Here is a 12623-nt window from a genome sequence, read left to right on the forward strand (position 1 = left end):
ATCCCAAAATTTAGAGACGTAGCACCGCTAAGTTTGTGATACGTCTCTAATACGTCTATTTGAGCTACGGATTAAAATCCCACTGCTGGCAATCTGCCGAGTGTTTCCAATGCACCAGTGAGTAAATTTAGCACCACAAAAGCGAGGATGGGGGAAAAGTCCATACCACCCAAGGGAGGAATAATAGAACGAAATAGGTTGAGGTAGGGATCTGTGACTTGGCTTAAAGCGGTAAATGGTTGGTTATACCAATTGATGCTGGGAAACCAAGTCAATAAAACCCGAATAATCAACAGGTAGCTGTAAATAGTGATGAAAGTAACTAATGTATTAATCAGTAAAGACATGGATGGGTTATTTTCCTATTAAGTGTCAAAAGCGGTCTTATTATAGATTTTAATTTAGTCTAGGTCATAGCGTATGGAGATCATAACCTTGGGGACTGGGGATTGGGGATTGGGGACACTTCGACAAGCTCAGTGCATCGCTGGGGACTGGGGACTGGGGACTAATGAATTCAAAATTCACGCATACTTTACGGTATCTTGCTACAAAATTCAGAATAAAATGATTCTGTTCCCTGCTCCCTATTGACTATTGACTATTGACTGTTGACTGTTGACTAATGACTAATTAAGAATCTTGCTTGACGGAACGATCATTAACTGGTTGAGTAGAACCGCCATTAACGTTCCCTAGATGCTTCCTGACTTCATCAATTGTGGCATTTAGCTGGGCGATTTTATCTTCTAGCGATCGCCTTGCGGTTTCCATCTCTACGCCTTCACTCTCAGAAGATAGCATCTGACGGCGTTTGGTAGGCACTTTTTGATTTTCTTTGGAATTATTAATCATTTCTGTGCCTTCTTCCACTATTTCCTCGTTCTGGCGAGAAGTAATGACAGCACCTAAAATTCCGCCCACTACGCCGCCAAATATCGCCCCTACTAAAAAACCACTACCAAAACCATCACGCTGACTCATAACTTTATTCCCTTGAAGAAACACGGCTACTTTTAGATCATTTGAGTTATTTTCCTTCCCTAGCTGCATACTAGCCTATGTGCCGAAGATGCGATCGCCTGCATCTCCTAATCCTGGTACAATAAACCCTTGATTATTGACCGTTTCATCAATTGTGGCAGTGTAAATTATTAGGTCAGGATAAACCTCACTCAATTTTTTTAATGCTGGTGGTGCAGCCACCACACAAACAATCCGAATTAAAGCCGGATCAACACCCCGTCTTGTTAATTCAGACATCGCCATCATCATTGAACCACCCGTGGCTAACATCGGATCGGTAATCAACACCCTAGTTTGAGGGTGAAATTGTTCTGGCAGTTTGTTGAGGTAACAGGAAGCTTCTAAAGTTTCCTCATTTCGCACCAAACCCAAGTGATAAATCGAAGCTAAAGGTAATATTGTTTGCGCCCCTTCTAGTAAGCCCAAACCAGCCCGTAAAATCGGCACAACTGCCACAGGTATTTCTGGACTAACCACCGTTCCAGGGCAATTATCCAAGGGAGTTTGTACCACAATATCTTGTGTTGGCAACCATTCCCGCGCTGCTTCATAGGTTAACCAACGCCCCAACTCAGTCATCGCACTCCGAAACAAAACTGAAGGCGTAGCAGCATCACGGGCAACTGTCAGCCAGTGCTTGATTAAAGGATGGGGAGGAACATAAACACGCAGTTGTGCCGCCATACCTAAAAATAGCCTTTTTTATTCTATGAGAACTGAAACATCATCATACTCTTTCCTGGGCATTAGTCATTCATTAGGGCATGGGGAATAGGGAATGGGGCATGGGGAATAGGGAATAGGGCATGGGGAATAGGGAATGGGAATGGGGCATAGGGAATAGGGAACAAAGAACATTGTTCAAGTAACTGATAACCCAATGCCCAATGCCCAATCCCTAGTCCCCAGTCCCCAGCGATGCACTGAGCTTGTCGAAGTGTCCCCAGTCCCCAATCCCCAATCCCCAATCCCCAATCCCCAATCCCCAATTATTGCAATAAATTTGCATTAACAGTTGACATCTATTCTCAACCAAGGTTATATTATCTATCAGTGTTCTCCTCTCTTTAAGGATCGGCAGACGGGATTAGCCGGCGGTAGCAGGCTTGTCCCTCTTTTTTGTGTTTAAGAAACTTAAACAAAGTTCATCACGCACATTTTTATTTATTCTCCAGCCAGCTTTAACACATTCCACCAATGACTGTGGTTAAACCTTGAGTATTTATCTAGGTTGAAAAGCCAAACGACACATTTGGGATCATCTCCATTGGCTTTCACTCAAAATGATTTATTGAATTAACCCTGATTTCTACTGACAAAAGTAATATAAAATACGATTCTCTGCGTTAATTTTATTTACTTGCTGTTCCTATGGCCTCAAATTTTAGGACTACCTCATCCCTTGATCATTCATTTGATGTCATCGTGATTGGATCTGGTATTGGTGGTTTAGTCACAGCCACCCAGCTAGCAGCAAAAGGTGTAAAAGTGCTAGTGCTGGAAAGTTATGTCATTCCTGGTGGGAGTGCTGGCTACTTTGAACACGAAGGTTATCGCTTTGATGTGGGGGCCTCAATGATCTTTGGCTTAGGAAACAAAGGTACTACAAATCTCCTAACTCGCGCCCTCCAAGCAGTAAATATTAATTTGGAAAGTATTCCTGATCCCGTACAGATTCATTACCATCTACCTGACAGTTTAGACTTAAAAGTTGATAGGAATTATGACAAATTTTTGCAAAATCTTATTGCTTACTTTCCTCATGAAGCTACAGGGATTCGTCGTTTTTATGACGAATGCTGGCGAGTATTTAATTGTCTTAACAAAATAGATTTACTGTCTCTAGAAGAACCTCGGTATCTCCTGCGAGTATTTTTGCAACAGCCTCTAGCTTGTCTTGGTTTAGCTAAGTATCTCCCTCAAAATGCTGGAGATGTTGCCCGACGTTATATTAAAGACCCTCAATTATTAAAATTTATCGATATGGAATGTTATTGCTGGTCTGTAGTCCCGGCCAGTATGACACCAATGATTAACGCTGGGATGGTTTTTTCCGATAGACACTATGGCGGCGTAAACTATCCCAAAGGTGGTGTAGCACAAATTGCCCAGGCTTTAGCACAGGGTTTAGAAAAAGCAGGTGGTAAAATTAAATACCAATCTAAGGTTACAAAAATTCTTACTCAAAAAGGTCGCGCAGTAGGTGTGCAGCTAGCCAGTGGCGAAACTTATGGGGGTAAACGCATAGTTTCTAATGCTACACGGTGGGATACATTTGAAAAATTATTGCCAGTGGAGCAAATACCACATAATGAGAAAAAATGGCAACAAAGATATCAAAAATCTCCCAGCTTTCTCAGCTTGCATATGGGTGTAAAAGCTGCGGTCTTACCTACGGGGACGGAGTGCCATCATATTATTTTGGAAAATTGGCAGGAGATGATGACACCGGAAGGTACTTTATTTGTGTCGATTCCCACCTTGCTTGACACAGATTTAGCTCCCAGGGGACATCATATCATTCATGCGTTCACACCCCACTGGATTGATGATTGGCAGGGAATGTCTGCAAAAGAGTACGAAGCGAAGAAAGAAGCGGCGGCTTGGCGAGTTATTGACCGACTAGAAAAGATTTTTCCTGGTTTAGATGCAGGTTTAGATTATTTAGAAGTGGGTACACCGCGCACTCATAGACGTTTTTTGGGGCGTGTAGATGGGACTTATGGGCCGATACCCCGGCGTAAATTGTGGGGATTAATAGGAATGCCCTTTAACCGTACATCTATTCCAGGGCTTTACTGTGTGGGGGATAGTACATTTCCTGGACAGGGTTTGAATGCGGTGGCGTTTTCTGGGTTTGCTTGCGCCCATCGCATCGCAGTAGATTTGGGAATGTGAGGTCAATTCAAAATTCAAAATTCAAAATTAAGGCAGTAGGGTGCATCAGTACAAATATTTTCTAGATATTTCCAGGTTATTTCTAACTGACGCACCCTACTAAAACTATTCCCTGTTAATTACGCATCGTTTAAAGCAGCGATACCGGGTAATACTTTGCCTTCGAGTAATTCTAAGCTAGCACCGCCACCGGTAGAGATATGGCTCATTTGATCAGCCAAACCTACCTTTTCTACAGCTGCTACAGAGTCACCGCCACCGATGATGGTGGTTGTACCAGTTTTACCAATTTCTGCTAGAGTATGAGCGATCGCTTCTGTACCTACAGCAAACTTATCAAACTCAAATACACCCATAGGCCCGTTCCAAATTACGGTTTTGCAATCAGCTAAAGCTTCTTGGAAAACTTTCACAGAGTCAGGGCCGATATCCAAACCCATGCCATCAGCAGGAATATTTTCAATGCTGACGGTGGTAGCATTGGCATCGGGAGCAAATTTATCAGCAGATACGATATCGGTAGGTAACAAGAAGGTAACACCTTTTTCTTTGGCTTTAGCTTCCAAAGTTCTCGCTAATTCCAGCTTGTCTTCTTCTACCAAAGACTTACCAACACTCAAACCACGGGCTTTATAGAAGGTGAAAATCATCCCCCCACCGATGATGAGTTTGTCGCACTTCTCTAGCAGGGTTTCAATAACACCGATTTTGCTAGAAACCTTAGAACCGCCAATAATCGCAGCTAAAGGACGTTGGGTTGTTCGATTGCGCTTTGCAGATACTGCAATTCCTTTTCAATCAAATAACCACCAACAGCAGGACTCAAATAATGAGTTACACCTTCAGTGGAAGCATGGGCGCGGTGTGCTGTTCCGAAAGCATCATTGACATAAAAATCGGCATTAGCTGCCAGTTTTTTAGCAAATTCTGGATCGTTTTTTTCTTCTTCTTTATAAAAACGGACGTTTTCAAGCAGCAGCACTTGACCATTTTGTAAAGCAGCCACTTTCGCAGCTACATCATCGCCAATACAGTCATCAGTTTTGACAACCTCTTGACCCAACAACTCAGACAGACGCTTTGCAACGGGGGTTAGGCGCAATTTGTCGTCCACACCTTTGGGACGACCAAAATGGCTTGCTAGAATGACCTTAGCACCCTTCTGCGTTAAATCTTGAATGGTTGGTAGAGCAGCGCGAATGCGGGTATCATCTGTGATGTTACCTTGGTCATCCACAGGTACGTTAAAATCAACCCGCACAAAGGCGCGTTTACCGGAAATATCAGCCGCAGATAAACTTGCTAAAGTTTTTTTGGACACTGCCAAACCCTCCTGATTGCCTTTTTGTTATCGTTTTGAAAGTATCACCATCAAGATTTTACCGGAGTAGGGGGTGCTGAGGAGACATATATGTTCAAGACAGTATTATTTCCAATTGATCAAAGTCGGGAAGCACGGGAAGCTGCTGATGTTGTGGCTAATGTTGTGCAGCAATATGCTAGCCGTCTAGTGCTGTTGTCTGTGGTGGAAGAACCAGCCACCGATGAAGCGAAAGCTGACCCAATGGTGTCACCGGAAGCGGTGGCGAAACTGTTGGCTGATGCTCAAGCTTTATTTTCTGGACAAGGGATTCCATCGGAAACTATAGAAAGACAAGGTAAGCCAGCCTTTACCATCTGTGATGTCGCTGATGAAATTGGGGCTAACTTAATCATTATGGGCTGTCGGGGTCTAGGTTTAACTGATGAGGGTGCAACGGATAGTGTGACTACTCGCGTGGTTAACCTTTCGCCTTGTCCTGTGTTGATTGTGCCTTGAGAGTGATGAGTGCTGAGTGCTGAGTGGGGAAAAAGAGACAAGGTAGATAAGGTAGACAAGGGAGGAGAAAAAATAATCAATATTGACTATTGACTGTTGACTGTTGACTCTTGACTGTTGACTTCTCACCTAGTCGCCTAGCAATGGGGGAGATCCAAAAAACTAAAAGCCAGAGTATGTGTAACGTTACTCTGGCTACTTAGGTCTAATAATAATATTCCGACAAAATTTTCTAGGCGGGAACGACTTGAGCGACTAGTGAACGTTTATCCAGCGATTGGACTTTACCAACTTGAGCTAAAGCAGTAACGATTTTCTCTAACAATTCTGCCGCTTGTTCACGATATTGGTGTTCTCGACCCCGTAAACGAATCACAAACTTGACTGAATCACCTTTACTCAACCATCCAACAGCTTGTTCGATGCGTAAGTTGTAATCAGCTACACCTACGTTCGGACGAAGCCGGACTTCCTTGACTGTGGGTTTAGCACTGCGTCCCTGACGCTTTTTCTTTTGATACTGAAGCTTACCAAAGTTGACAATCTTGGCAACTGGAGCATCTTTGCCTTCGGAAACTACAACTAGGTCAAGTTCTAAACTCTCTGCTAGCTGTAAGGCTTCACGTGTATCTGTGAGTCCTCGGTTATTATTTTCATGGTCAATCAAGAAGACTTGAGCTGACTTAATTTGTGAGTTAATTAGTTGCTTTTGGATTGCGATAACGGTTTCTCTCAATAGATTAATGCTTGACTAGTGCAAGCACTGCCAATATAACACAACACTGGAGTGAAGTTTTAGAACAAAAAATTAAGAAGGAGAAAGCGATCGCTCTTTCTCCCCATTATTAATTATTAAACTTTTTGCGCTCCTGGTTTGCCGTTTTCTACCACAAAGGATGCTAAGGTACTCACAGTAGCATTCTGGTCAAGAATACTAGAAACAACTCGATAATCACTCTGCCAATTATTTCTCGTCAATTTACACCGCACATAACCACGGTTAGCACCATCAAAGAATTTTGTATGAGGATTAGCCGGAACTGCGGCTTGTACTGGGGCAATAAAACTTGTGGGAAAATCGGAAGTGATGGAAGTACCGACAAACTCAGTACCCACTGTTGCTGACAGGGGATTATTAAAATCAGCTTTTACATCAAATACCCAACTGGAATGGATATCACCAGTAATGACTACAGGGTTGGATGGTTGGCGTTGTTCTAAGAAGTTTAACAACCGTTGACGAGCTGCTACATAGCCATCCCATTGGTCAACGTTAAATAGTTGTACTGTAGGACTGGGGTTAAAATCAAACTGAGATAATATTACTTGCTGGGCAATAACATTCCAGCGTGCTTGTGATTTGTCTAGTCCTTGGAATAACCAGCTTTCTTGTGCTGTGCCTGTGAGTGTGGCATTGGGGTCTAAAGCTGCGGCACATAGGGGTTTAAGTCCATCATTACAAGGTTGGTCTGTGCGGTACTGGCGGGTATCTAAAACGTTGAACTCGGCTAAATCACCAAAGGTAAACCGCCGATACAACTGCATACTAGCTCCCTTTGGTAACGAAGATAAGCGCAATGGCATATGCTCATAATAAGCTTGGTAAGCATTGACTCGTCGCTGTTCAAAGGCTGCTGGTGTTTGACTATCTTCGGGGATTAAGTTGGCGTAGTTGTTATCTACTTCGTGGTCATCCCAAGTGACTATCCAAGGGAAATTGGCATGAACAGCTTGTAAGTTTGCGTCGGTTCTGTACAAAGCATAACGGTTGCGATAGTCAGCTAGGGTGATGATTTCGGGGCCGATGTGTTGCCTTGGTGCGCCAGCTTGCGGGCCATATTCATAGATGTAATCACCTAGATGCACCACTAAATCTAGGTCTTCCTGTGCCATGTGTTTATAGGCTGTATAAAAGCCGTTTTGCCAGTCTTGACAAGAAGCAAAGGCAAAGTTGAGTTGGGAAATGGAACTATAGATGGCGGGTGCTGTGCGGGTGCGCCCGATGGGACTGACTTCGCTACCCACTGCAAATTGATACCAGTACCAACGGTTAGGTTCTAACCCCTGCACATCAACGTGGACAGAATGACCGAGTTGTGGTGTTGCTAAAACTGTGCCTCTTTGTACCACCTGTCTCATGTTTTCGTCTCGTGCAATTTGCCAACGCACAGGTACATTTACAGGTGACATTCCGCCGCCATTTACGGGTTGTGGTGCGAGACGAGTCCATAAAACTACGCTATCGGGAAGAGGATCACCAGAAGCAACACCTAACTTGAAGGGATAGTCAGAAAATCTTCCCCGCGCCATGACAGGCTGTAACTGGCTAGTTACCGCTAACCCTGTGAAAAAACTTGCACCCAGTAAAAAATTACGCCGTTTGAGTAGGCGATCGCTATTCATAAATTCCATACTCACCCCTACTAAGATTGATATATAGTTGGCAAGGTATAACCTGACTTGCAACCAAGCACACAGAACTTACCAACCTAGAATCAAAGCGGGATTAAGGAAATGTTAAGACAGTAGAAAATTGTGATATCTACTAATTAATTCAGGCAAGTTTTTAAACGTTGTGCCAATACTTGTACATGAGGTTCTAACACAAACGAGTAATGATTTCCCGACACATCAATAATATTGATTTCCTCTGCTGCCATTACAGAAAATAACTCTACCCAAACTAAGGTCGGGTCAGGAGCCATAATATGTTTTTCTCTAGCACGAAAAACAGTGACTTTGCCAGGATACGGTTGTCTTTGATAGCTATAAGTAGCTTTTAAAGTCCCTACCAATACATCTAAAATACGGCGATTATTTTGACGTTCTACATCAGGCGGAAAGATTCTGGCTGTTCTAGCTTTATCGATGATGTAGTTAATTTTTGCTTCTAAAGATAAATGCTCAATTTCTGCTGGCGTAACTAAATTATCTTGACCAAACATCCCCCCAAATACCCTAGAAAGTACACCCACTAAATAAACATCATCAATGGGTTTTTGTTTATCTAATAGAATGGGAACATAAGAGTCAAGGATAGCTAACAAAGAAACTTCCTGTCCTTGTCTTTTTAGTTGTTGTGCTACCTCATAGGCGACAACTCCGCCAAATGACCACCCACCTAATTTATAAGGCCCTTGGGGTTGAAATTCTCGGATAGTTTTAACATAGAGGCTAGCCATGTCTTCCACTTTAGTTAAAGGTTCTTCATCCCCATAAAAACCTTGAGCTTGTAAGCCATAAAATGGGTGTTCGTTACCAATATAATGAGCTAATTTAAAATAGCAAAGAACATGACCACCGGCAGGATGAATACAAAAGAAGGGCTGATGAGTTCCTTGTGGTTGAATGGGAACTAAAGGGGAATGATGAATTTGGCTATCATTATTTTGAATTACTGTAGCTAAATCTGTGATAATTGGATTTTTTAATAGTGTTGCTAAAGGTATTTCTTTTCGGAAATTTTCCTCGATTTTGGCAATTAAATGTAATGCTTTGAGAGAATCACCACCAAGAGCAAAAAAGTTATCTGTCACCCCAATTTGTGGTAAATTTAAAATCTCTGCCCAAATTGTCACTAATTGTGATTCTACTTGATTGCGAGGAGCGATAAAATCACTGCTTTCTGAAAAGTGAGAAATATCCGGTTTGGGTAAAGCTTTTCTGTCTACCTTACCACTAGGAGTGAGGGGTAAAGCTTCCAGCGTCACAAAAGCGGCGGGAATCATAAAATCTGGTAATTTAGCTTTGAGAAAATCACGCAGATGCTGAATTTGTGGTGTTTCTGAGTTGTAGGTAATATAGGCAACGAGTTGTTTTTCTAAATTGCGATCGCTACGTGTGATAATCACAGCTTCTCTAACTTCTGGATGTAAAGCCAAGACATTTTCAATCTCGCCAATTTCAATCCGATAACCGCGAATTTTGACTTGATAATCTACTCTACCTACATATTCAATATTACCATCAGGTAAATAACGCCCTAAATCACCAGTTTTATACAGACGTTCTGATGTAAATTCGCTACTTCTAAATGGGTTAGGAATAAATTTTTCCTGAGTTAATTCGGGACGATTCCAATAACCACGCGCCACACCTACACCACCGATGTAAATTTCCCCCACAACGCCAACATCAACAGGTCTTAAATCTTCATCAAGAATGTAAATTTGCACGTTAGCAATGGGACGACCGATAGGTACAGTTTTTAAATTACTGTGCTTTTGACACTGCCAAAAAGTGACATCAATAGCTGCTTCGGTAGGGCCATAGAGATTATGTAATTCACAATTAAAATGCTCAAAGAAGCGATTTTGTAAATCTACAGGTAAAGCCTCCCCACTACAAATTACTCTCCTAATGGAAGTACATTTTTCTACACCACGACTAGCTAAAAATATTTGCAGCATGGAAGGGACAAAATGCAATGTCGTAATTTGCTCTTGAGTAATAATATTAATCAGGTAATTACTATCTCGATGTCCCCCAGGTTGAGCTATAACCAACCGCGCACCCGTTAATAAAGTCCAGAAAAATTCCCAGACGGAAACATCAAAGCTAAAAGGAGTTTTTTGTAAAACACTATCTGTAGAATTGAGTTGATAGGTTTCCTGCATCCATAGCAAGCGATTACATATACCTTTATGGGTGTTCATTGCACCCTTGGGTTTACCAGTAGAACCAGATGTGTAGATGACATAAGCTAGATTCTCTGGTTGTATATCACTTTGAGGATTAGTATTTGGTTGGGTAGAAATTTTCTCCCATTCTGTATCTATATAAATAGTTTGAGCTTGATTTTCAGGGATTGTATTCACTAACTTTTCTTGGGTTAGTAATACCTTGACCTGAGAATCTTCTAGCATATAAGCTATGCGTTCTTGGGGATATTCTGGGTCAATAGGTACATAAGCACCACCGGCTTTAAGAATTCCCAATAAACTCACGACCATTTCTAAGGAACGTTCTAGACAAACACCTACTAATGTTTCTGCTTTAACGTCTAGTGTTTGTAGATAATGTGCTAGTTGATTGACTCTAAAATTTAATTCTTGATATGTTAATTGTTGGTTTTGAAAGGTGATGGCTATGGCGTTGGGGGTGCGTTCTGCTTGTGCTGTAAATAGTTCGTGTAAGCTTTGAGATAGGTTGTAATCTCTGTATGTGGCGTTGGGATTTATGGGTGTGATTTGCATTTTTGGATGAGGGGAAAATTTCGGTTAATGGCTGTGTGGAATGGGGGGTGATTTACTCACGCAAAGGCGCAAAGGCGCAAAGAAGCAAAGAAGAAAAGAAGAGAAGAAGAAATTAAGTTTTCCTCTGCGCCTCTGCGTGATACCAATTCACGAAAATCTTGATACAGACGTAAACCATGAAAGCTTTGCTGCATCTAAGTTTTTTAATTGCGTTAGCGTAGCGGGACGTTCGCGTTAGCGTCTCGGAGAGAAGTCCATTGCGAATTGCGAATTGCGAATTGCGAATTGGTACGAAATAAAACTTCTTAATCTCCCCCCAATTCGACTAATTTACCGATATTGAAATCTATCCTTGTCCAGCCTTTGAGTTGGCGGAGATTGTTCAACAACAGCAGGGGAATTTGCCAGTGATGTACCATCAAGAATGGTAAGGGATCATCTAGTTTTAAAATTGCATCTGTCCCGCGCCAAATGTTGTGTACCCATGTCTTCAATTGGGTGAAGGAACGAATCCCCGTCAACCGCCAAACTTCGTGATAAGTCCAATAGGTTGGTTTACTGGTTAGTAATGGCTGTAAGGTTTCTGTTACAGAACCAATGTAAGCTTCTGCAACTAAGGGGTGGTTGTAAAAGGCGGTAATGGCGGAATGTGTGCGGGGGTTACACTCGATAGCGTATACTTGTCCGTCTTCTGTTTGGATGAAGTCAAAGGAAATCTGTCCTGTAAGTTTGAGTTCTTTGACGAAGTGTTTCACCCATTCCAAGATTTGCGGATTTTCTACGTTCTCATAGTTGACTTGAAAGGCTGATGATTCACAGCAGCAGTGTAGTTTGATTTCTCCATCTCTGACTGTGCTGTGGGTGCAGAATTCTTTTCCAGGAATGAATTCTTGCATAATCCACGGTTTTTCAGGACTGATGGGTAAATTACTCACAAAATCTGCTGTTTCCTCTGGGGTGGCGCAGGGGAGTTTGGTTAAGTCCAAACGTCTCACTGAGTCGTAGGGAATGCTTTTGAGAATGTATTTGCGAGTCTCACCGGAAAAGTCAAAGTTAATGACTTGTTCGCTAGAGGTGATTTTAAAGGATTTGGGTACAGATAAACCAAGCGATCGCGCTTTTTCTGCCATTGCAAATTTATCATCCAACATTTGGGTGATCTCTGCATCAAAATGCAATACTTCGCAATGGGGAGATAATTTCGGTTTGGCGAGGGAGTCGTAATAACTCCCCACTGGACTGGTAACGGGATATATACATCGATGTTTTCCCGTTTGACTATCTCCTCTAAAGCCTGGATGTAGGCTTCTGGGTCTTTTTGGGGTGCGGGAGTTGTGTAAAATTTATCTACCGCTTGGGAAAATCGATGACCAGTTAACCAGTATTTATGGGTTTCTACCAATACTACCCGATGTCCAGCCGCATGGAATGACCTTGCTAGTTGCAAAGCTTTGGTCATTTTTCCGCCACTGATGAGGATGTTTTTGGGGTTGCTGGTTTTGCTGGTTTGGGTACGAAAAATCGCACCCACAACCAAATATATAAAAACAATCGCAGTATTAATTGGCAGTGCTAATAATAGCAAAGTCAAAGTCAGTATGTTTTGGATAATTGCGGCTATTTTCGTCTCTAAACCTAAAGACGGTGTAGCAGGTGAGGAATCGAATGAAATAGATTGTGCCATA

General features: G+C 42.2%; 10 protein-coding genes and 2 pseudogenes. 3 read left to right on the forward strand and 9 right to left on the reverse strand.

The features are described from left to right. Window positions 1-71 precede the first annotated feature (71 nt). A complete protein-coding gene (locus CV014_RS09095; protein ID WP_236141730.1) occupies window positions 72-347 on the reverse strand; it encodes a YggT family protein in 276 nt (91 codons plus the stop codon). A gap of 88 nt (window positions 348-435) precedes the next feature. On the opposite strand from CV014_RS09095, the gene CV014_RS09100 reads away from it, so the two are divergent. After that, window positions 436-594, forward strand: a complete 159-nt coding sequence (locus CV014_RS09100; RefSeq protein WP_236141731.1) for a hypothetical protein — start codon at window positions 436-438, stop codon at window positions 592-594. 39 nt (window positions 595-633) lie between these two features. Here the strand turns inward: CV014_RS09100 and CV014_RS09105 are convergent, their stop codons facing one another. The 3 genes from CV014_RS09105 to CV014_RS09115 all read right to left on the reverse strand — a co-directional run bounded on the left by CV014_RS09105 (window position 634) and on the right by CV014_RS09115 (window position 2015). Then, on the reverse strand, window positions 634-984 hold the full coding sequence (locus CV014_RS09105; RefSeq protein ID WP_236141732.1) for a hypothetical protein: 351 nt from the start codon (window positions 982-984) through the stop codon (window positions 634-636). A 75-nt stretch (window positions 985-1059) separates the two neighbouring features. Next, window positions 1060-1710 carry a uracil phosphoribosyltransferase gene (gene upp, locus CV014_RS09110; RefSeq protein ID WP_236141733.1) on the reverse strand — a complete coding sequence of 217 codons (651 nt, stop codon included), beginning with the start codon at window positions 1708-1710 and terminating at the stop codon, window positions 1060-1062. 62 nt (window positions 1711-1772) lie between these two features. Continuing rightward, window positions 1773-2015, reverse strand: coding sequence for a hypothetical protein (locus tag CV014_RS09115; RefSeq protein ID WP_236141734.1), 243 nt, complete (start codon window positions 2013-2015; stop codon window positions 1773-1775). A gap of 382 nt (window positions 2016-2397) precedes the next feature. On the opposite strand from CV014_RS09115, the gene crtH reads away from it, so the two are divergent. After that, the gene (gene crtH / locus CV014_RS09120) at window positions 2398-3924 is read left to right on the forward strand and encodes a carotenoid isomerase (protein WP_236141735.1); all 1527 of its coding nucleotides are present in this window, start codon (window positions 2398-2400) and stop codon (window positions 3922-3924) included. Window positions 3925-4043: 119 nt separating this feature from the next. Here crtH and CV014_RS09125 read toward each other — a convergent pair. Continuing rightward, window positions 4044-5245 (reverse strand): annotated as a pseudogene (locus CV014_RS09125) (phosphoglycerate kinase). A gap of 90 nt (window positions 5246-5335) precedes the next feature. Between CV014_RS09125 and CV014_RS09130 the strand changes: the two are divergent. Beyond that, window positions 5336-5743, forward strand: coding sequence for a universal stress protein (locus tag CV014_RS09130; RefSeq protein ID WP_236141736.1), 408 nt, complete (start codon window positions 5336-5338; stop codon window positions 5741-5743). Window positions 5744-5975: 232 nt separating this feature from the next. Here the strand turns inward: CV014_RS09130 and infC are convergent, their stop codons facing one another. The 4 genes and pseudogenes from infC to CV014_RS09150 all read right to left on the reverse strand — a co-directional run bounded on the left by infC (window position 5976) and on the right by CV014_RS09150 (window position 12622). After that, entirely contained in the window at window positions 5976-6479 is a 504-nt protein-coding gene (gene infC, locus CV014_RS09135) for a translation initiation factor IF-3 (protein ID WP_236141737.1), read from the reverse strand. Between the two features lie 116 nt (window positions 6480-6595). Beyond that, window positions 6596-8155, reverse strand: a complete 1560-nt coding sequence (locus CV014_RS09140; protein ID WP_236141738.1) for an alkaline phosphatase D family protein — start codon at window positions 8153-8155, stop codon at window positions 6596-6598. A 137-nt stretch (window positions 8156-8292) separates the two neighbouring features. Next, window positions 8293-10938 carry a thioesterase domain-containing protein gene (locus CV014_RS09145; protein ID WP_236141739.1) on the reverse strand — a complete coding sequence of 882 codons (2646 nt, stop codon included), beginning with the start codon at window positions 10936-10938 and terminating at the stop codon, window positions 8293-8295. Between the two features lie 305 nt (window positions 10939-11243). After that, a pseudogene (locus tag CV014_RS09150) lies at window positions 11244-12622 on the reverse strand (ATP-grasp domain-containing protein). Window position 12623: the final 1 nt, after the last annotated feature.

This window comes from Nostoc sp. CMAA1605 (assembly GCF_021596505.1).
Classification (GTDB): Bacteria; Cyanobacteriota; Cyanobacteriia; order Cyanobacteriales; family Nostocaceae; genus Trichormus.